General features: G+C 58.4%; 23 protein-coding genes and 2 tRNA genes. 8 read left to right on the forward strand and 17 right to left on the reverse strand.

The genetic code is table 11. The annotated features are described in order from the left end of the window. Positions 1–616 precede the first annotated feature (616 nt). Complete coding sequence (locus tag LA304_RS11440) at positions 617–2,950, forward strand: bifunctional DNA primase/polymerase (RefSeq protein WP_224503292.1); 2,334 nt, start codon at positions 617–619, stop codon at positions 2,948–2,950. Positions 2,951–3,361: 411 nt separating this feature from the next. Next, positions 3,362–3,967, forward strand: a complete 606-nt coding sequence (locus LA304_RS11445) for a hypothetical protein (protein ID WP_224503293.1) — start codon at positions 3,362–3,364, stop codon at positions 3,965–3,967. A gap of 512 nt (positions 3,968–4,479) precedes the next feature. Here the strand turns inward: LA304_RS11445 and LA304_RS11450 are convergent. The 17 genes from LA304_RS11450 to LA304_RS11530 all read right to left on the reverse strand — a co-directional run bounded on the left by LA304_RS11450 (position 4,480) and on the right by LA304_RS11530 (position 15,199). Then, positions 4,480–5,664 carry a DUF6538 domain-containing protein gene (locus LA304_RS11450; protein WP_224503294.1) on the reverse strand — a complete coding sequence of 395 codons (1,185 nt, stop codon included), beginning with the start codon at positions 5,662–5,664 and terminating at the stop codon, positions 4,480–4,482. 61 nt (positions 5,665–5,725) lie between these two features. Then, a tRNA-Phe gene (locus tag LA304_RS11455) sits at positions 5,726–5,800 on the reverse strand. Between the two features lie 91 nt (positions 5,801–5,891). After that, complete coding sequence (locus LA304_RS11460; RefSeq protein ID WP_224503295.1) at positions 5,892–6,098, reverse strand: DNA gyrase inhibitor YacG; 207 nt, start codon at positions 6,096–6,098, stop codon at positions 5,892–5,894. Beyond that, complete coding sequence (locus LA304_RS11465; RefSeq protein ID WP_224503296.1) at positions 6,095–7,135, reverse strand: ribonuclease E/G; 1,041 nt, start codon at positions 7,133–7,135, stop codon at positions 6,095–6,097. Before LA304_RS11465 ends, LA304_RS11460 begins: the two co-directional genes overlap by 4 nt. Beyond that, positions 7,132–7,710 (reverse strand): Maf family protein, encoded by a 579-nt coding sequence (locus LA304_RS11470; RefSeq protein WP_224503297.1) that lies wholly within the window; start codon positions 7,708–7,710, stop codon positions 7,132–7,134. Before LA304_RS11470 ends, LA304_RS11465 begins: the two co-directional genes overlap by 4 nt. Positions 7,711–7,727: 17 nt before the next feature. Next, complete coding sequence (infA, locus tag LA304_RS11475; protein WP_009573923.1) at positions 7,728–7,946, reverse strand: translation initiation factor IF-1; 219 nt, start codon at positions 7,944–7,946, stop codon at positions 7,728–7,730. Between the two features lie 82 nt (positions 7,947–8,028). Continuing rightward, positions 8,029–8,898, reverse strand: coding sequence for a nitrilase-related carbon-nitrogen hydrolase (locus LA304_RS11480; RefSeq protein WP_224503298.1), 870 nt, complete (start codon positions 8,896–8,898; stop codon positions 8,029–8,031). After that, positions 8,895–9,482: a GNAT family N-acetyltransferase gene (locus tag LA304_RS11485; RefSeq protein ID WP_224503299.1), complete on the reverse strand. Its 588-nt coding sequence runs from the start codon at positions 9,480–9,482 to the stop codon at positions 8,895–8,897. The genes LA304_RS11480 and LA304_RS11485 overlap by 4 nt, the downstream gene beginning before the upstream one ends. 10 nt (positions 9,483–9,492) lie before the next feature. Then, positions 9,493–9,906 carry a ketosteroid isomerase-related protein gene (locus tag LA304_RS11490; RefSeq protein WP_224503300.1) on the reverse strand — a complete coding sequence of 138 codons (414 nt, stop codon included), beginning with the start codon at positions 9,904–9,906 and terminating at the stop codon, positions 9,493–9,495. Between the two features lie 13 nt (positions 9,907–9,919). Further along, the gene (locus LA304_RS11495; RefSeq protein ID WP_263491392.1) at positions 9,920–10,327 is read right to left on the reverse strand and encodes an arsenate-mycothiol transferase ArsC; all 408 of its coding nucleotides are present in this window, start codon (positions 10,325–10,327) and stop codon (positions 9,920–9,922) included. A gap of 68 nt (positions 10,328–10,395) precedes the next feature. Continuing rightward, a complete protein-coding gene (locus tag LA304_RS11500) occupies positions 10,396–10,872 on the reverse strand; it encodes a UPF0262 family protein (protein WP_224503302.1) in 477 nt (158 codons plus the stop codon). Next, positions 10,865–12,178, reverse strand: a complete 1,314-nt coding sequence (hisD, locus tag LA304_RS11505; protein ID WP_224503303.1) for a histidinol dehydrogenase — start codon at positions 12,176–12,178, stop codon at positions 10,865–10,867. Before hisD ends, LA304_RS11500 begins: the two co-directional genes overlap by 8 nt. A gap of 64 nt (positions 12,179–12,242) precedes the next feature. Then, positions 12,243–12,683 (reverse strand): hypothetical protein, encoded by a 441-nt coding sequence (locus tag LA304_RS11510; protein ID WP_224503304.1) that lies wholly within the window; start codon positions 12,681–12,683, stop codon positions 12,243–12,245. A 67-nt stretch (positions 12,684–12,750) separates the two neighbouring features. Next, entirely contained in the window at positions 12,751–13,191 is a 441-nt protein-coding gene (locus LA304_RS11515) for a hypothetical protein (protein ID WP_224503305.1), read from the reverse strand. Between the two features lie 92 nt (positions 13,192–13,283). Then, positions 13,284–13,763 carry a DUF2948 family protein gene (locus LA304_RS11520; protein ID WP_224503306.1) on the reverse strand — a complete coding sequence of 160 codons (480 nt, stop codon included), beginning with the start codon at positions 13,761–13,763 and terminating at the stop codon, positions 13,284–13,286. Next, positions 13,763–15,031, reverse strand: a complete 1,269-nt coding sequence (gene murA, locus LA304_RS11525; RefSeq protein WP_224503307.1) for a UDP-N-acetylglucosamine 1-carboxyvinyltransferase — start codon at positions 15,029–15,031, stop codon at positions 13,763–13,765. Before murA ends, LA304_RS11520 begins: the two co-directional genes overlap by 1 nt. Before the next feature lie 9 nt (positions 15,032–15,040). Beyond that, positions 15,041–15,199 (reverse strand): hypothetical protein, encoded by a 159-nt coding sequence (locus LA304_RS11530; protein ID WP_224503308.1) that lies wholly within the window; start codon positions 15,197–15,199, stop codon positions 15,041–15,043. Between the two features lie 146 nt (positions 15,200–15,345). Here LA304_RS11530 and LA304_RS11535 point away from each other — a divergent pair, with 146 nt between their 5' ends. The 6 genes from LA304_RS11535 to LA304_RS11560 all read left to right on the forward strand — a co-directional run bounded on the left by LA304_RS11535 (position 15,346) and on the right by LA304_RS11560 (position 20,306). Then, complete coding sequence (locus tag LA304_RS11535) at positions 15,346–15,582, forward strand: hypothetical protein (protein ID WP_224503309.1); 237 nt, start codon at positions 15,346–15,348, stop codon at positions 15,580–15,582. Positions 15,583–15,739: 157 nt separating this feature from the next. Then, the gene (locus LA304_RS11540; RefSeq protein WP_224503310.1) at positions 15,740–16,534 is read left to right on the forward strand and encodes a hypothetical protein; all 795 of its coding nucleotides are present in this window, start codon (positions 15,740–15,742) and stop codon (positions 16,532–16,534) included. A gap of 299 nt (positions 16,535–16,833) precedes the next feature. Then, positions 16,834–16,908, forward strand: a tRNA-Thr gene (locus LA304_RS11545). 444 nt (positions 16,909–17,352) lie between these two features. Further along, complete coding sequence (locus tag LA304_RS11550; protein WP_224503311.1) at positions 17,353–18,432, forward strand: TRAP transporter substrate-binding protein; 1,080 nt, start codon at positions 17,353–17,355, stop codon at positions 18,430–18,432. 5 nt (positions 18,433–18,437) lie between these two features. After that, entirely contained in the window at positions 18,438–18,968 is a 531-nt protein-coding gene (locus LA304_RS11555; RefSeq protein WP_224503312.1) for a TRAP transporter small permease subunit, read from the forward strand. A 12-nt stretch (positions 18,969–18,980) separates the two neighbouring features. After that, the gene (locus LA304_RS11560) at positions 18,981–20,306 is read left to right on the forward strand and encodes a TRAP transporter large permease (protein WP_224503313.1); all 1,326 of its coding nucleotides are present in this window, start codon (positions 18,981–18,983) and stop codon (positions 20,304–20,306) included. Positions 20,307–20,328 lie beyond the last annotated feature (22 nt).

The raw sequence follows: 20,328 nt of genomic DNA on the forward strand, positions 1-20,328 counted from the left end.
AGATGCTCGAAAATTGATCTAAGCGATTCGCTTGACGCTAGAATGGGCAACTGCTATTTTTTGACGAAACTGCATTCGGTGGCTCAGGACTTTTAAGGTTGGCCTGTGCCCTTCCTCCCTTAGGGAGTCGAGGCCGGTGTAAGATGACGCCGAGAGGCTCCCTTAAGGGCTGGGGCGGAGTAATCACTAATGGTTGCGTCCGCCTCGTTCTGTGTCACGTCCCAAGCAGCGATGAGACGGTCAGTCCGCATTAGCGGATAGCGGGACGTTTGGAGGCTGAAATGGCATCCGATACTGATGACCTACGTCTTCTCGCTGCGGCACTTCCGCCCGAACTGAAGGCAGACCAAGAAAATCTGATAGTGGTAATACACCGCTGGGCTAAAGCTCGACCAGGCTATTTCCTCGAGCCGATCACTAGTCGTGAGTGTGCGGCACTTCTTGGAGTGACCCCTGGAGCCTTGCGTGTCGCTCGCAGCCGTAACGGCAGTGATCATCCCGAGTTCCTGCACCTGCCGTGGGTCGGGTGGCGCTACCGTTCGCGATTGAGTGTTTTGGAATGGGTTCATGACAAACGTTCCCGTGAAAACAGCTCTTCCATGCGGGGGGGGGAGTGATGGACGCCACCAGCCAAATGAAGAAATTCTCCGGAAGCAATCATCCCTTCGAAACCGCAGCAGCCAGCTACGCTCAAAAGGGTTTGAGTGTGTTCCCTGTCGCTCCGATCGGCCAAGGCCCCAAACGCCAAGACGGCAAAGAACCTTATCCGGGAACTCGAGGCTTTAGGGATGCCTCTAGCGACCCCGAACAGATCGCTGCTTGGGCCAAACAATACCCAGATGCAAACATCGGGCTGGCCTGTGAACTGAGCGATTTGGTCGCCGTCGATGTGGATTTGGATCTGGACGATCCTGAGCAGAATGCGCGCTGGGAGCGGTATCGAGCAGCAAACGATCTGCCCCCGACGTTTGAGCAACGGACCGCAGGCGGTGGGCTCCACCTCGTATATAAGGCCAGCAAAGGAGCGAAATACCCAGGGAAGCTTGAGGACGGTGAAGGAAAGATCGCGGACATAAAGTTCAACGGCTATATACTGCTAGCGCCCTCCATCGCGCAGTCCGGCCGGCGTGACACTCCGGGCACCTACGAGCTGCTCAACGATTGCGAACCAGTGGAGGCTCCCGATTGGCTTTCGAATGCACGCCCCAAAGGCCGCACCTCGCCACCCGCCAACGGGCCGTTGGCTCAGTTGGCGCGCGATGCGCGTGAATTTGCCCGCAAAGAGACCGACGACAAGCTGATCCAACTCCTCCAATCGAAGAGAAATACGATCGCGAGCCGCGATGAATGGCTACGTCTCGGGTTTGGCCTCCACGCTGGTTACGTCGGTACAAAATGGGAAACTGAAGCGCTCTTGGCTTTCATCAAGTTTTCTGAGCGTTGGGAAGCGCCTCGGGGAACTCGGATGGCTGACTTTGGTGAAAATGCCGAGGAAGTTTGGAGGAAAGCTGTCGCTCAAAAGCAAGGCGGGGTCCTGCCTGCGACCGCGCATATGATCCTGAAGAAGCTGCCAGACCTACCTCCGGCCGATGTGAAGCCGGTGCAGCTGCCGGAAAGGATCCAGCAGCCTGCCCAGGCTCAAATACGGTTGCCCGGTTTGGCTGGTCGCATCGCGGATGTCCTGCGTGAAGCGAGTGATCGAGACTTGCGTGTTCTTCCTGAAGCAGGGGCCCTCGCAGCAATGAGCGCTCTCGCTGCGCCAAGGTTTGTTCTCCAGGGCCCACAAGGCAAAGTGCCCCTAAACGTGTACACCCTTCTTCTCGGCGGGACCGGAAGCGGAAAGGAGGCGGCTCGTGATGCAACAGACATGGCGCTCAAGGCAGCCAACCGTCGTGGAGAGTTCCTCGCTTCAGCGGCTTCAGACAAGGCCCTTCATCGAGCCCTGGCAGAGGGCGGTGCTACATCTGGTCGAGACCAGGGAAGCGTCGGGGCCAGAGTTCTCGCGATGGATGAAGGCGGGCTTCACCTGGACGCGATTCGGAGCGGGAATAATGGGCATCAAAAGCAACTTCTGACGCTCATGATGCAACTCTTTGGCCGTGGCCTCGGTCAACTCCCTGCGCACAAGTATGCTGACCATAGAAATGAGATCCCGAGTGTGGACTGTCCACGCCTGACGGTCATGTTGACCTCGACGCCCGGTGCGCTTGAGAAAGCTGTAGGCCAAGAGGATAGCGAGAGCGGGATGTTGAACCGGTTTCTCGTCTTCGAAGAAGATGGATACCGTGAACTACGTGAAGGAAACGTCAATCGCGATCTCCTCCACACCCCGCCCGAGGATATTGTCAAAGCATGCCAAAGGTTCCCGGCTCGGGATGCTAGCCATGTCGTAGCGACTGCACTGAATCGAGCTCCGTCTGATGAAGTGGTGGTCATGTCGACGTCTGCAGAACGGATCTTTGAAGACTTCCGTACCGGAGAGGTAGAGGACTGGCGGCGGCGCAAAGGTCAAGTCGGAGAAAGCTGGGCTAGAGCTGCGGAATACGCTTTGCGTGTCGCGGGATTGCTCGCTCTTTCTGACGCGGCCATGGAGGGCTCAGGCCCGTTGCACGATATCACCTGCGAAGACCAGCATATGAGCCTCGCCATTGAGATCGTCCGCCGCGCCGTCTCGGGCGTTGCAGACCTCGCAACCAGCGCCGGCAGAACGAGCCTTGAGGCCTTGAAGGATAAGATCAAAGAGGCAATTGCAGAACTCGCAGGGAAAGATGGCTTTGCGAATGCCCGAAAGGTGAAAAAGAAAGTCCTGAGAGGAACCGAAAAACGTCAACGCGAAAACGTTCTCGACACAATGATTGAGGATGGGGAAATAACTCAGGAATTTAGGCCCACAGGTGGCCGTCCAAACGAGTGGTACGCCATTGCAGAGGAGAGCAGCGATGATGCTTAGATGTCGATCTACGACGACCTGCGTTGAGAACTCTGCTTTTGTCCCGGACCAAAAGGGAAGGTTGGGGACAAAAGTCTGGAGGGAGAAATCCTCGATCGCCCAAAGGGTTAAGAGAGATTTTTATTATATATATTACCTTTTGTCACATTTTCTCTCTGCCCTGTGCATCCCGAGGTTTGAGCGCTTCGTGGAGAGAGAGGGGGCTGCCAAAAGGTCCAAAAGGTCCAAAAGTACAATTTGCAGGCTAGGTCCGAAGTGGATTGCCCCAGATGGCTACGCAAATGTCTTCACTTTGTGGCCCCAAGAGTGGGCCCACAATCTCTGCCCTGACCCCAAGAGGGCATCGTTGAAATTTTGTAAAAGCGCCCCTCTTTATGTTATCTCATAACAAATGATTTCGAGGATGAGCACATGCCCCCGCGTTCAAAGAGACCTCTGGCTGATAAGATGCTGCAACTGAGCATTCGACAGGTTGTCGAGGCTGGACTGCTGAATGACAAAGGCATCGTCTCGATCGCGAAAACACCGCAGGGTTTGGACTTCCCTGCCATTGTTGATGGTCATGGCGATTATCTGATCATCACCGTACACGGCGGCTGGGGGAACACATGCGAGGCTGTCGCAGTGACCGAGACCCCCTGTCACTTTGGCGGGACGCGCCATTGGTTCTTCTGCCCCTCCTGCGCGCGCCGGTGTGGGGTGCTTTACATCGGTCGCGAAACGATCACCTGCCGGACATGTCACGACCTCACCTATGCGTCTCAATACGAGGCTCCGCGGGAGCGCATGCTTCGACAGCTCAAGAAGATCCGCAAAGCCATTGGCGCCGACATGGATATCTACGGCCCGTTCAACCCGCCCCCGAAAGGCATGTCGAAGAAGAGATGGCTGGAGATGATCGAGGAGTTCAAGGCCCTGCGACAGGCCTATTTGCACGAGTGTGAGCGACCATGCCGGTGGCGCAACGATGCGCCGAAGACGAGCGAGTTCCGGAAGGGTGGGCGCTCTGAGCACTAACATCGTGTTGCTATTCATCTTGTGAGGTCTCTACTCAAAGTCGCACTGATCCTTCTCTCCGGCATCGAACGCGGAAGGAGGCATATTTGACCAAACGGGACGAAATAATGGCAGCATGAAATCTGAACGGGGTCCACTTAAATAACGCGACTAAACTTTCCTAGAAACAGCACCACTTCTGTCGACGATTTTTGAGGCCACATGTCAGCATTCTCTCTACCTAGAACCGCGAGCTTTGGCCTCTTGTTATCCCTGAGGCACACTTACGACATGTGGGAATTTGCCACCACTTAGCTATGAGCCTCGGAAGCCAGACGGTAGACCAATTTGTACCTCTTGACCCGTGTATACTGTCGCTGTTAGTTCTCGTCTTGCCGAAAATATTGAACGAAGCGCTGTCAGTAACAAGCCTTTAGCGAGCGAGGCGGGGCCCCCGGGCACCATCTCTTTACGGAAAGCGTTGGTTTTGCTTCGGTTTGTCGAAATTGACTGGAGCCGTAGACCATGCCGCTTCACGCGATCGATTTAATCCACTTCCTGGTGACACCCAGCGGGTAGCCCGAGCCGTAGCTTTGTCCAACTCCGTCTGTCTGCCAGCCGCCAATCTGGTCCACGATATCAGACGGACACTCGACGGCCCGAAGCCTGTCTCGCAGCGCGTGTCGGAAGCCGTGCATCGTGATGGTTTCTCCCGTCAGTGTCTTGATCCATTTGTTCAATGCAGCACTTGCTGAGTTTGCGTTGGTGGTTTCGCCGTGGTTGTAGCTTGGGAAGGCAAATGGGGAGTTAGAGGCATGCGCCAGGATGCGCTCCGCGGCCCATCGCGATTGCCCCTCTAGAGGTACGATGCGTTCGCTCCCCTTGGTTTTTAGGCTACGCCAAGGGTGCGGTTGGATCACCACATGCATGGCCCCATCTGTGTCCGTCTTGATGTCCTCCCGCAAGATACCTGTAGCTTCCGCTAAACGCAGGCCTGTATCAGCAATCAGAGCTATCAGCCAGCGACGCTCATCGTCATGCTCCAGACATCCCTCCGCGATCTTGAGCAGTGCGTCCTGGGATACAGGCTGACGCTTGGAAACTCCCGCTTCCCTGTCGAAGTAGACCTTGGCGAAGGGGTTGGTGAATTCCAGGCCCATTTCACTCGCTGCGAAGTTGGTCACGGCCCGGACAGTGCCAAAAATGCGAGACATGGTGCTGCCTGTTAGGTCGCGTCCCAGAAGCGCATCGCGAAAGGTGTTGGCGTCTTTCTTGGTGTAGGTGTTCAGAGGCTTATCGCCACAAATGTCCAAGACATAGCCACAGGAACGACGCGCCATTGTGTGGAAGGTCTTCGCTTTTCCGTTCCCCTTGAGCCTCAGATAGATATCTACAGCCTCGGAGAGAGTCACAGAGGACGACTGGGATGCCACATGCGCAGGCGAGGGGGTGTCGACCCTAGGCAAGCTAGCGACCTTGCTTAGCATGTGCTGGCCTGGCAGCTGCGTGTCGTGCGACTTCAGGTGATACCAGTATTCGTCAAGCTGGTCAGCTGCGCGTCTGGCTCTGGCTTTCGCGATTCTGGCGCAGCGTGTCCTGAGGGAATGTACGATACGGGGCGAAGTGTAGTGATGTTGCAGCGATTTCGGGATGCGGCGGCTAAAGTAAAAGACACCAGCTTTCACGAAAGTAAACGAGGGTGAAATGGTCTCCGGCATGGTCTACGGCTCCAGTCAATTTCGACAAACCGAAGCAAAACCAACGCTTTCCGTAAAGAGATGGTGCCCGGGGGCGGAATCGAACCACCGACACGAGGATTTTCAATCCACTGCTCTACCCCTGAGCTACCCGGGCACCGGGAGCGATTTCTCGCTGAACGACGTGTCGTTCGGGTAGCGGGTTTCTATGCGGAGGGCGCGGGAGTGTCCAGAGGAAAAAACAGCCTTTAGTGAGGTTTTTTTGCGGGGGCCTCGGACTCGGCGCGCAAGGCTTCCTCAACGGCCTCTGCGACCTCGTCGGGATCAATCTCGCGCATGGACGGGACGGCGTAGGAGCCGTTCATCCATTTCGCCAGATCAATATCCGCGCAGCGTTTCGAGCAGAACGGACGGTATTTCTGGGCCGCGTCTTCTCCGCAGATCGGACAGCTCATGCGAGCGCCTCGCTGAGCGGGATGCGTTCGCGTTTCTTCTGGATCTCGAAATGGCCCAGAGGTGTCCATCCGGCGAGAATCGTGTCCTGCCCTTCGGATTTAAAGGCGGCTTTGAGGGACTGCTCGAACTGGCGGCGGTCTTTCTTGGCCATGGGCGCAAGGTCGAGGGTGATTTGTCCGGCGAGGCCGCGGATGCGCAGCTGGCGGGGCAGGTCGCGGGCGAGGGCGATGTTGGCCTTGAGACCCGCCGCCGGAGAGAAATCCCCGCCGGTGTTCACATCGACCGCGACGAGCGCGCGGGTGGGTTCAATAAAGGCAGAGCCCGCGCCCTTGAGCGACACGCGGGTGTCGAGGGCGGCGTCGAGCAGGTCCAGAACACCATGGTTTTCAAAGGCATCTTCGCTCTCGTCGAAAATGTCGGCACCCGCCCAGTCGCGCCACGCAGCTTCGTGGGCGTCGGGGCCGTCGACCAGCAATTCGGGGTCACCGGATTCGTCGGCGAGCACAGCTTCGGCGAGCGCACGCATTGCGGAAATGTCTTCGAGCACGTCGTCGTCAGAGGTGCCTTCGCAAGCGGAGCGCAGGATGAGGCCGAGCATCTCGTCCGCACCCTCCATCGCCTCGGTGGCGAGATCGTGGAGACGTAGCTGTTCGTCTTCGTCGTCGATCCGACGGGAGATATTCAGGCCAGGTGCATTGGGCGTGATGATCGCGTATTTGGATTTGAACAGCAGGCGCGTGGTGACAGGCACCGCTTTGCCGTCCTCGGCGATATGCGTGACTTGGACGAGCATCGGCGCGCCGGGTTTGAGGCCCTTGTTGCCGCGCAGGTAGGCTTTTTCGCCGTCCGGCAGATCAAGCAGCGCACCACCCATCCCCTTGAGGCTCCGGCCACCTTTCGCGCGGAAGATCGCGCCCGGGGCAGGGGGCGCATCTTCGCCCGCGTCGACGATGAAATCTTCGAGTTGACCGTCCACGATCCGTGCGGCGGCCTTTTGTCCGTTGATCTCGCCGAGTGCGATGACGCTGCCCTTCATGCGGTGTCTCCATAGACAGGATAGCCAGCGGCCATCAGTAGATTTGCAGTTTCCGCCACGGGCAGTCCCATGACGGCGGAATAGCTGCCCTGAATCCACGGGATAAACGCGCCTGCGGGGCCTTGGATGCCATATCCGCCCGCCTTGCCGCGCCAGTCGCCGGAGGCGAGGTAGCTGTTCACTTCGATATCAGAAAGCCGCTTCATTTTCACCGTGGTGACCACGTCGGCCTCCCACACACGATCGCCATGCGCCACGGCCACGGCCGTGATCACCTTGTGGCGACGACCGGACATGGCGAGCAGGAATTCGGCGCATTCTTTCTCGTCGACGGGCTTGCCCATGATACGGCGGCCAAGCGCCACCGTGGTGTCGGCGCAGAGTACGACCTCATCCTCCGCGCGCGGCACGGCCATCGCCTTTTCCCGCGCCATACGGGCGCAGTAGGGACGGGGCAACTCGCCCTTCAGCGGGTCTTCGTCAATGTCGGGAGAGCGGATGTCGTCGGGGGTGAGGCCCAGCTGCGCCAGAAGTTCCTTCCGGCGCGGGCTGCCTGAACCGAGAATAAGCTTCATGAGGAAGCCGATACCACTTAGCGGAAGCGGTAGTTGATCCGACCCTTGGTCAGATCGTAAGGGGTCATTTCGACCTGAACTTTGTCGCCGGCGAGAACGCGGATGCGGTTCTTGCGCATTTTGCCTGCCGTGTGCGCGATGATCGTGTGGCCGTTTTCCAGCTCGACCAGGAATGTCGCGTTCGGCAGGAGTTCCTTAACGACACCGGGAAATTCGAGCATTTCTTCCTTGGCCATGATCACTCCATAGTTGTTCCGCCCACCACAGTTGTGGGCGCGCTAGTAAATGCGCTTTTAAGCCCGCATTTTCAAGGTTCATTTAGCGCAAAATGCGTGTTTGTAACGCATTTGCCGGGGTTTCGGTTTCCGCCCAATGGCTTCTGACGCTCACTTCGGCCCATTTTCGGGCCTGTGCGACCGACTCAGCCAGATCTTCGAGCACAGCGACGCCCTGCGCGTTTCGCGGCCCTCGGGCCAAAACGCCATCCTCCGGCGCGCTGCCATCCGGCGGGCAGAACACGCGGGCCTGACCGACGTTAACGTCGATCACCTCGCACTCGGCAACATCGCCCACGAGCGGCGCCATTGCGACGATCATCTGACCTTCGAGGGCACGGGCGCGGCATCCGATCTCCACACGGCTCGCCCCCTGTTCCGTGTCGGTGCAGGAGGGCACCAACAGGATTTCGGCTCCCGCCATCGCACAACGTCGTGCGAGGAGAGGGAACTCACTGTCATAACAGATTACGGCGGCAATCTTGCCGAACCGTGTGTCGAGAACGGGCATCGCGTCGCCGCCGACCATACCGAGCGCGCGCTCATACGGTGTCGGCATCTGCTTCTCGAGCCACTCTTCGCCCTCGGGGGCGAAGAACAGCGCGCGGTTCACGATCTCTGCCCCCTTGCGGGCAAAACCCGACCCGCCGAGGATCGTCGCACCTGTCTCCGCCACAAGCTGCCGGATGCCGTCGCAATAGCCGCCGAATGTATCCGCACCGCGGGTCATCCACTCCGCTGCCGTGCCACCCGTCTCACCATGAAACGCGGCCTCAAGTGCTGCGTATTCCGGAAACACGATGAGCGTGTCCCGATCCGCGCCGATCTCTGCCAAAGCCGCGCGGTAGCGGTCGAGCCAAAGGTCCGGCGCGTCGTGCCAGAGCGGGTGCCAAGTGGCCGCAATCAGTCTCACAGATGTTTTCCCCAGAATTGAAGCCGTTTGTCAGAGCTCTCGCTCTCGTCCACGTCTTTCCAGTCGAACGTGGCGATCACGCCGTCCATCGGTGTGTAGCCGCGCTTGCGCCAGAAAACATCGTGGCTCCGTGCGCCTTCAGGGCGCAGCGGATGGTCCTCCGCACGGATCACTGAGCAGAATGCAGAATATTTGAGGCCGAGCGCGCGCGCGTGCTCCTCCCGCGCGTCAAAGAACGCATGTCCCGCCCCGAACCCGCGATACTCCGGCAAAAGCACCGATTCCGCGCAGTAGAAAATCTCGTCCATCGGCCAGTCGTGACCCTCGAACGCAGAGGCGAAATCTTCGGCATGTTCGGCGAGCGGTGAACCGGTCGAAGCACCGACAATCCGGTCGCCGTCGAACGCGGCCACGAGAACCGCGCGGTCATTGCCGACGTAGCTCGACATATAGTTCCGCTCGTAGTCCAGATCGCCGTCATAGAGATACGGCCAGTCGTGGAACACGGTGATCCGGAGGCGGGCCAGATCATCCAGCGCCGCCGCCACGTCCGATCCGCGAAGGGTGCGAAAGGTCAGACTCATCACACCTGCCTCACGAGACCTGCGCAACCCAGTCTTCGGCGTTGTAGAACACCGAAATGCGGCTGATCTTGCCATCTTTCAGCGTGAAAAACGCACCGGCAGGGAGGTCATAGCTCTGACCATGCGCTTCCGGATAGCCCTCTGCGGTTTCGAGATATTTGCCCAGCACACGGAATTCTGCCGCCGCACGGGTGCCGTCCTCGGATGCAAAGAGCACCATATCCTCCAGCTCTTCGGAGTAGGCGGTGTCCATGCCGGTCATGAATTTCGCAAAAGCCTCTTTGCCGTGCTCGACCGGTCCCTGATTGATCCGGTGCTCGATGTCATCTGTCAGACAGTCGAGCATCGCCGCGTGGTCATGCGCCGCAAACGCGGCATAGTAATTGGTGAGCAATGCCAGAGTGGCATCCTGTGCAGTCGTCATGGGGAGGGCCTCTTCAGAGAGCGTTGAGTGTCGCGGTGGATGGGCCAAAACGTGCCAGCATCCGCTTTAGAATCTGATCGCGCGCCTGTCGATAGGCGTCGAGTTTGGCATCACGGGTTTCCCCGATGCCGGTCGGGTCCATGATCGGCCAGTATTCCACCTCGAGGTGGTAAAAACGGGTGAGATCGAGCACGCGGCGCTGCGACGCCGGAGAGAGCGCGATGATCAGATCATAGGACGAAATGTCGTCGCCCCAGTCCTTCAGATCGTCGAAAGAGCGCGCCTGATGGCGGTGGATTTCCATGCCCATCTCTTCACAGACGGCGACGGCGAACCCGTCCACGTCGAGATCCGAATGCACACCCGCCGACTGAACATAGGCTTCTCCAGGATACAGCTTTTTCATCAAAGCCTCCGCCATCGGAGATCGCACCGCGTTGTGGTCGCAACAGAACAGAATCGAATGGGGGATTCCGGTCTTCACGTCGCTCACCCCCAGTGCAACACACAGATCAGGGTGAAGAGGCGGCGCGCCGTGTCTATGTCGATCACGGCCTTGCCTTCGAGACGCTCTTGCAACACGCGAGCGCCTTCGTTGTGAATGCCGCGTCTCGCCATGTCGATCGCTTCGATCTGCGAGGGCGGCATCTTTTTGACGGCGTCAAAGTAGCTTTCGCAAATCTGGAAGTAGTCTTTGACCACCTGTCGGAACGGCCCGAGGGACAGATGGAACTCTGCGACCTTCTCGTCCTCCTCTGTGCTCAGTTCGAACACCAGACGGCGCTCGCGAATGGCGAGCAACAGGTTGAAGGGGCCTTCCGGCACGTCGCGATCGTCGCGGGCGGGGAGGTCGAAGGAATTGTCCTCCAGCAGATCGAAAATCGCGACCTTGCGCTCCTGTTCGATCTCCGGAGTCGGCGGCGCCAGCCCTTTGTCGTCAATGTTGACGGAAACCAGCTTACTCATCATCGCCCTCATTCAGTCGCGCAAGCCGAGCGCGGACAGAAAGGCCATGCGCTTCGAGACTTTCGGACTTTGCCAGACGTTCGGCTGCTGGGCCAATGGCTTTCAACGCCGCAGGCGACATTTTTGCGAGCGTCGTGCGTTTCATAAAGTCGAGCACGGACAAACCTGATGAAAAACGCGCAGAGCGGGCGGTCGGGAGCACGTGGTTCGGCCCGCCGATGTAGTCGCCAATCGCTTCCGGCGTCCAAGCGCCGAGGAAGATGGCCCCGGCGTGCGTGATTTTCTCCGAGAGGGCATCCGGATCAGCCACGCAAAGTTCAAGGTGCTCGGGCGCAAAACGGTTCGAAATCTCCGCGGCTTCGTCCAGATCCCGCACGGTGATCACGACCCCGAAATCTTCCCAGCTTTTACCAGCAATCGCGCGACGCTCCAACGTCTCAAGCCGTGCCGTCACAGCCTCCGCCACAGCATGCGCAAAACCCGCATCATCCGTGATCAGAATGGACTGCGCGCTCTCGTCGTGCTCGGCCTGCGACATGAGATCGACCGCGATCCAGTCCGGATCGTTGTCCTTGTCCGCAATGACCAAAATTTCTGAGGGACCGGCGATCATGTCGATGCCAACCTTGCCGAACACGCGACGTTTCGCGGCGGCGACAAAGGCGTTGCCCGGACCCGTGATCTTGTCCACCGGCGCAATCGTGTCCGTCCCATAGGCCAGCGCGGCAATCGCCTGCGCCCCGCCAATGCGGTAAATCTCGTCGACACCCGCAATCCGCGCCGCCATGAGTACGAGCGGATTCGCCACCCCGTCCGGCGTCGGCACGGTGATCGCGAGACGCGGCACACCCGCGACCTTCGCAGGGATCGCATTCATCAGGACAGAAGAGGGGTAGGAGGCCAGACCACCCGGCACATAGAGCCCCGCTGCCGACACCGGGGTCCAGCGCCAGCCGAGCGTCGCTCCGTCCGGATCGGTCCAGCTCTGATCGTCCGGCATCTGGCGCACGTGGTAGGCGCGGATGCGCTCCGCCGCGAGTTCGAGCGCCGCGCGCTCTTCGTCCGACACCTGCGCACAGAGTGCGTCGATCTCTTCATCAGAGAACCGCAGCGTCTCTGCCGTGAGTGTCATCCGGTCAAACTTCGCCGTCAGGCTGAGGACCGCCGCATCGCCACTGTCCCGCACATCCTGAATGATCGCGGCCACCGCATCGTCCACGTCGGGGCTATCCTCACGTTTCATCGTGAGAACATGCGACAAACGGGTCTCGAAATCAGGATCGGTCGTAGACAGGAACTGGGGCATATCGGTCTCCTTGGTGGAGACCGACATAGCGTGCACGCGCGCCAGTCTCAAGCACGCATGAGGATCATCTGCTCACGCGATAGCTGCCGGCCTTATGGTCCAGATAGAATTTTTGGTTTCTCTCGGCCGGCAGGTCACTGAGATAGCATTGCGCGGGGTCTCCAACATGGCCGTCCACGCGCCCTTCGTTGGGCACTTCCTTGAAAAAGCGCAGGTCGCGTTTGACCGTCTCACCCGCCTCGGTGACGATCCGCGAACTTTTGAGCATTTCGCGGTTCAAACGTGTGTATTTCGAACTGCCTTTGGTCGAGATGAGGCCGCACACCTCAACCTTTCCGTCCGTTTCGCGGATTCCCCAGCGGGCGTACATATCGCCGTTGCCGTCCCAATTCCCGGTCGCAATTCCAAAGTTGTCGTCTACAGGAATGGTGCCTGTCTTCTTGCCCGCGTGAGCAGTACCTGCGATGCACAGCATGAGCATTGTTACCAAAGTGATTTTTTTCATTATGTCCCTCGAATAATGGATAATTAAAAGTGTGTTCTCTGCGGGCAGTTCGCGCCCGATGTCGTGATTACATACGGAAGGTGTCTTTATCCAACTCGTACTCGAATGTGCCGTCGGCAGCGGCCGAGCTGGGTGTGGTCGTGACTTTGCAATTTGCAGACTGCCCCACAAGTTCATTTGCGAGGTGCTGGTTCGGCACATCGTTGAAATAGCTCAAGTTGGTGATCACTGTTTTGCCGTTGAGCTTGATCCGCGAAGCCAGGAGCGCTCTCTTTGTAAAGGTCAGTGTGCGGGAGCCTTTCGACACAGTGTAAGCACCGCAAATCGCGATATAGCCATCGTGATTATAGGCACTCCAGCGGATGAACGTCTCTCCCGACGGAGACCAATGTAGCCTATGGATCGCAAACCGCTCATCGACGTTGCGCGGGTTAACGGTTTCTGCCGCGCTGGCCACGGTTGGCACCGCAATGAAAAGGGCGAGAATGCTGGCTTTCAAAGCTTGCATCTTAACCTCCTGAACGCCAAATCTGATCTAGAGCCACACGCAAAGCGGGTGCCCGATGATCAATTACATTCAGAGCGATTAATGGCTGACTGTCAACTGTCGTGCGTCGGCACGCGGTGCGACGGGGCTACATAGGGGCGGGTCACGTCTTTGAGCGTCACGTCCAATGCTTCGACATCAAGCGCGATCACCCCGTCACCGGCGAGCGTGATCTCCACCGTGCCCGCGCCGTCATCAGTAGGGGTGAAAGTGACGGCCAGAACGGACAGGATCATCTCCTTGTCGCCCGCAGGCACACCCGAGGAGCGCGCCGACATCACGTCGTCAAACACCAGAACCGCCTGCACCCGTTCCACCGGACGCTTGCGGCGCTCGGCGGCCTCCACGTCTTCCCAACGGAACCGGTTGATCAACAGGGCAAAGCGACGCTCGCTCGCCTTGTAGGAAATCTCGCCCATCGGCACGACCGCATCCTGCACCAGCGCCGAAATGACCGTCAGGTCCTCCGCGTCCAGAGCCTTGAGATAGAGCGGGCGTTCGCCGCCATCTTCGAAACGGGCGTCTTCCACCATCAGGCTTTGATCCTCTCGATATGCGCGCCGATCCCGGACAGTTTCTGTTCGATGCGCTCGTAACCACGGTCGAGGTGGTAGACACGCGACACCACGGTTTCGCCCTCTGCCGCCAGACCCGCGAGGATCAGCGACACGGAGGCGCGAAGATCGGTCGCCATCACCGGCGCGCCTTTGAGGCGCTCCACACCATGCACCGTCGCGTGACCGCCGTGCACCTCGATGTTCGCGCCCATCCGCGTGAGTTCCGGCGCGTGCATAAAGCGGTTTTCGAAAATGGTTTCTTCGAGGACAGATGTTCCCTGCGCCGTGCAGAGAAGCGCCATCATCTGCGCCTGCAAATCGGTCGGAAAGCCCGGGAACGGCTCTGTCGTCACATCCACTGCTTTCACACGGTCGCCATTGCGGCGCACCGTCAGGCCGCGCTCGGACTCGGACACGGAAATTCCCGCAGCTTCGAGTTTCGTGACAAAGCTCTCCACGAGCGAATTCTTACCGCCGAGACAGGTCACTTCCCCGCCGCAAATCGCCGGCGCCAACATAAAGGTGCCGAGCTCAATCCGGTCCGTCACAACAGGGTGCGTCGCGCCATGTAGACGGTCCACGCCCTGAATTTCGATCCGAGAGGTGCCAGCCCCCGAAATCTGCGCGCCCATCTTGTTCAGGCAGTCACACAGATCGACGATCTCCGGCTCCCGCGCGGCGTTCTCCAACACCGACGTCCCCTTGGCGAGCGACGCCGCCATCACGAAGTTCTCAGTCGCCCCCACGGAGGGGAAGCGCATCTTGTGCACCGCCCCTTTGAGACGACCACCCGCGACCTTCGCGTGCAGATAGCCCTCTTTGAGCTCAATCTCCGCGCCGAGCGCCTCAAGCGCCGTCGTGTGCAAATCCATCGGACGCGCGCCAATCGCACAGCCGCCCGGCAGCGACACCACCGCATGACCCAAACGCGCGAGCAGCGGCCCGAGCACCAAGTTCGACGCCCGCATCTTCCGCACGATCTCGTAATCCGCGATGGGCGTCACTTCGCCGTGGCTCGACATCGCCTGCACCTTGCCGTCCTGAAGAGACGATACCTCGGCCCCCAGAGACGCCAAGAGTGCGGTCATCGTTTTGATGTCCGACAGACGCGGCGCATTGGTCAGCGTCAGCGGCTCTTCAGAGAGCAATGTCGCAGGCATCAGCGCGAGACAGGCGTTCTTCGCCCCCGCAATCTCAATGTCACCGCTCAGAGGGCCGTTGCCCCGTACCAGAATCGAATCCATCCGCTCGTCTCACTCGCCCTTGCCGTCGCTCTCATCCGAAACCGTGCGCGCACGCGCCTGCGCCTTGCGCCGCTGAAGGTTCGCCTTCAACGCCGCTTTCAAACGCTCGTCCCGGCTTTTCGGCGCGGGCTTGGCTTTTTTCCGGTTGGGATCGGTCTTGTTGTCCATGCAGATCATCTAACCAATGCCGTCCGGCCCGTCCAGCCTTGGTGGGGGAACGCCGCCGAGAGAGGCACGCGAATGTGAAACGGGCCAACCGCCATCCGTGGTAAACTCCGCGGAGATGAACCGGAAAGATGATCAGGGAGGACATCATGAAACATCTGCTCACCGCCGCATTTCTCACCGCCATCGCCAGCCCCGCGCTGGCCTTCCACTGCCCCGCCGACATGGCCGCCATCGACAAAGCCCTCGAAACCGCGATGCTCAGCGAAGACGACATGGCCCGCGTCACCGAACTCCGCATGATCGGAGAAACCGAACACAACGCTGGCAACCACCAAGCCTCCGTCGACGCCCTCGCCGAAGCCATGGAGATCCTCGGGATCTGAATTGCGGACCGGCCAGCCCGATGGAGAGGAGGGGTGGCCGGTTGCGAAGACCTTTTGGGGAGGCAGGGAGGCATAAATCCCTCCATGAGAACAAATCGTGCCTTTCCCGAGGGAGGCATTTAGGCGAGACTGAGTGTTATTCACTTGCGGAATTACGATGCTCAGTCGGATCAGGATATTTTTAGTCAAATTTGCAATTAGCGTTGCCTTGAAGCGTAAGGCCCCTAAGCAAATCCCGCTGTCTGGAATAGAGAGGCTGCGCGAGAGAAACTACTATTCCGTTGTGCTTCGCGAAGAGCGAACCCAAGCGAGGTTTCGCGTGGAAAGCGTAAAGAAGCAGGGTTTGGAAGGCTACTGGTTCGAGTTCGGGAGCCATGGGCAAGAGGCATCTCTACCAAATCAGAACATCAAACGTCTTCACCTCGAAATCAAACATTACGCCTATGAGCTTGAGATAACCCATCGAACGGGAATAGACTTTCTGATGGCATGCCTGACTTTCAAGCCGCAGAGAGAGGTCTTGTGGTATCGCTTTAAGGTCTGGGTATTTTCCAAAAAGAAGCTCCCACGAGAAGATCGCATGGAAGTGCTGGCTTGGGCGTACGAGTGGACGCTTCACAGCGAGGATCGAAAGCCCGCTTTTACACCCCAAAGTTTTTTAATTCACAAGCACGGCGACTTGATAATGCGGCACCCCGAAAAAGATCGGCTGATGAAATATTATCGCATCTTGTTTGAGTCCCTTGTCGCGTCCGGAGATTTTGAAGACATCAAGTCCTTGTGGAGCTTTGCGCTACTCCCCAATGCGCTAGCGACACTGGACAAGTATGAAGAAGATGATCGTCGGCACGCTGATAATTTGCGTCAGCAGAAGATTCTTGGTTGGCTAACATTTGCTCTCGTCTTGATCGGTGTGGGTCAAATCCTCGCTTCGTTCTTTGGCTCTGAATGAAGTCGTGGGCCGTGAGCCGAAACGCATCTTAGACACCTCTCTCAAATCCCTTACCCCACCGTGCGCAGGGTCCGACAAAAGTCCGACACAAAGCCGACGCAGGGCAGACCGCAAAATTTGAGCGGATTCTGGGCTTTGCGGGCGGTCGTGGGGGAGGGGGTGCGCGGCGGAAAACCGCGCCCGAAAAAGAAACTTTGCCCGAGGATGATTTTTTCTGGAAATTGCGCTTGCACCGCGCGCGGATCACGTCTAATTAGCCGCCCACAGCGACGGTGAACGTGATCACCACCGCATCCGGCGCTGCTGTAGCTCAGAGGTAGAGCACTCCCTTGGTAAGGGAGAGGTCGAGAGTTCAATTCTCTCCAGCAGCACCATTTCCCAACTAATTGACGCAGTTTTTAGGCCGTTCTAGCGGTCCTTTTTTGATGTCGTCACCACGTCGCCCACGCAAATTTTGCGTCGCTGGGGCGCGGGGAGGGTCTGCGCTTTTTCGGCACATATATCTGATCTTCACTCGGGTGGCTCTGGTTCCGTCTGTCAGGCCTGTCCGTCATTCCAAGAGGCGCCCGAAAGCCGTCTCCGGCCCACAGCCCTCGCTGTTTTGCCGGCATTTCACGAGAATCATTGCGCGTTCCGGCGCGACACAACGCCATGAGGGGATTTTTAATCTGCTCATTTTGTATTCAATCAAAGTTTTTTTTAATATTTTGTATACAAAAATTGGGCGTCAGTTTAAGGAATGTCCTTAATTTCTTAGGCGATCTGCATTTTGGGCGCTTCACTATCCACAAGACATCCTCCCCATGAAAGGAACCAAAATGGACAGACGTAAGTTTCTCGCAGCCTCCGCTACACTCGGTGTCGCGCCTCTCGCAGCGCCTTCGATCGCGCACGCCCAGACGACCTTTAACTGGAAGATGACCAACGCTTATGGTCCGGGGTCGCCATTCTATGTTGAAGGTCCGGGCAGCCCGACGGATTTCTGCAAGAAGGTTGAGGCCATGTCCGACGGACGGATCAAGATCCAGCACTTTGCAGCTGGTGAGTTGATCCCCGCGCTCGAAGGGTTCGACGCGGTGCGTTCCGGTGCCGTCGAAATGAACGCAGGCAACGCATACTTCTGGGCCGGTAAAATTCCGGCGGCTCAGTACTTCACGACCGTGCCATTCGGCCTGAACTTCCAGGGCATGAACGCATGGCTCTACCACGGTGGTGGTATGGAACTCTGGGACGAGCTTTACGCGCCGCTCGGCCTCAAGGCGCTTCCGATGGGCAACACCGGCGTTCAGATGACCGGTTGGTTCCGCAAGCCGATTGAAAGCGTCGCCGATTTCAAAGACCTGAAAATGCGTATTCCGGGTCTGGCGGGCAAAGTCTACGCCGCACTGGGCGTGGACGTGAAACTGCTTCCGGGTGGTGAGATTTTCCCGGCTCTGGAACGTGGTGTGATCGACGCTGCCGAATTCGTCGGCCCGTATCAGGACCGTCGCCTCGGGCTGCAAAACGCCGCCAAATACTACTACACCACCGGCTGGCACGAGCCGTCGAACGTCACTGAGCTGTTGATCAACGAAGCAGCGTGGTCGAGCCTGCCCGCCGACCTTCAGTCCATCGTGTCTACGGCTGCCATGGCCTGCAACCTCGAGAGCCACACGTGGTGCGAAGCCAACAACGCCGCTGCACTGCGTGATCTGGTTGAGAACGAAGGCGTGATTGCTCAGGTTCTGCCGGAAGACGTGGTGGCTGAACTCAAAACCGTGACCGACACGGTTCTGGCCGAGTTCGCAGCTCAGGATCCGGCAGCGCAGAAAGTGCATGACGCATTCATGGCGTTCAAAGCAGAACATCACGAATGGGCGGCCATTTCCGAGAAGCCCTATCACAACCTGCCGGGTTAATCGCGATGATCTCGCTCATTGAAAAACTGTCGAACGGTGCCGAGGGCACCGTTCGTATTATCGGCCAAATCTCGGCCTGGACGGGGCTCGCCCTCGTTCTTCTCGTCGCGTTCAACGTGTTGTCGCGCTACCTGATCTCCTTTGGCACCGTCGCGCTTCAGGAGGCCGAATGGCACCTCATGGCCGTGGGTGCCCTGTTCGGCATGTCCTATGGACTCAATCAGGGTGGCGAAGTGCGCGTTGATATCTTCTACGCCCGAATGTCTCCGCGTCTTCAGGCCTTTGTCGATCTGCTGGCAAACATCCTGATGACCTCGGTCGCACTGATTATCGCGTGGCTCTGCATTGCTTATGTAAAGAGCAGTTTCGCGATCAATGAAGGATCCCCCGATCCGGGCGGCCTTGGGTATCGCTACCTCCTGAAAGGCACCATGCCTGTCGCCTTTGCTGTGTTGGCGCTGCAATGCCTCGCCATGACCGGGCATAGCGTCGTGTCACTTCTGCGCCCAAAGAAACAAGCCCCCGAAAAATCCTAAGAGCTTCGCAATATGCCCATCAACGAAATCCTCGCCCTGTGTATGATCGGTGGCTTTTTCATCCTGCTCCTAGGCGGGATACCCGTGGCGGCCTGCCTCGGGATTACCGGCCTCGTCTTCGGATACTTCGGGTTCGGACCCTTCCTCTTTAGCCTCCTGCCAGCCCGCATCTTCGGGGTCATAACCAACTACACGCTTCTCGCATTACCACTATTTATCTTCATGGGAATCATGCTGGAGAAGTCGAAAATAGCCGAAGAGTTATTAGACGTCATAGGACTCGCCATGGGCGGGCTGCGCGGCGGTATGGCGCTTGCGATCATCCTTGTGGGTGTTCTGATGGGCGCGGCCTCCGGTGTCGTTGGCGCCACCGTTGTCACCATGGGCCTGATCGCCCTCGGGCCGATCCTGCGTCGCGGTTATGACACGGGTGTCGCTGCCGGTGTGATCTGTGCCTCCGGCACGCTCGGACAAATCATTCCCCCCAGCCTCGTTCTCATCCTTCTCGCTGACATCATGGGCGAGTCCGTCGGCACCTTGTTCGCAGCTGCGCTGTTCCCCGGACTGCTACTCGCCGGTCTGTTTGTGGCCTACGTCCTGCTCCTCGGGATATTTAAGCCGCAGATGGTCCCCGCAATTCCAGCCGAAGAGCGCGCACAATATTCTCGCGCCATGCTCGGCCAGAAAGTCTTTCAAGTGGTGCTCCCCCCGATTGCACTCATCGTCGCGGTTCTCGGCTCGATCATCGGTGGCATTGCCGCCCCGACCGAAGCTGCTTCGATGGGTGCATTGGGTAGTATCATTCTCGCCGCGATCTCCGGTCGCTTGAACCTGTCCGTCCTCACAGAAGCGGTGCGCGGTGCATTCGTCACGAGTGCGATGGTCTTCCTCATTCTCATCTTCGCGCAACCTTTCGGCCTCGCCTTCCGCGGGCTGGGCGGTGAAAAGCTTGTGCAGGACGCATTTGCCCTCGTGCCCGGCGGTTTGAACGGTCAGATTTTCTTCCTGATGGTCCTCCTCTTCGTGCTTGGGTTTTTCCTCGAATGGATCGAGATTTCCTATATCGCGCTGCCGCTGTTCTTGCCGATCTTCATGAATGCGGGCGTCGATATGTCCTGGATCGCAATTCTGGTTGCGGTCAACTTGCAAACCTCGTTCTTGACGCCGCCCTTCGGCTGGGCACTTTTCTTTCTCAAGGGCGTGGCGCCAGACTCCGTCAAAACCTCCCAAATTTATAAGGGGGTTCTGCCCTTCATCGGATTGCAGCTGATCGGGTTGCTGATGGTTTTCTTTTTCCCGGGCTTGGCCACATGGCTTCCCGAAGCGATTGGATGGTGAGGCATGCTACACTCAGCTCTTG

The organism is Celeribacter litoreus (genome assembly GCF_020165855.1).
In the GTDB taxonomy this organism is placed as follows: Bacteria; Pseudomonadota; Alphaproteobacteria; order Rhodobacterales; family Rhodobacteraceae; genus Celeribacter; species Celeribacter litoreus.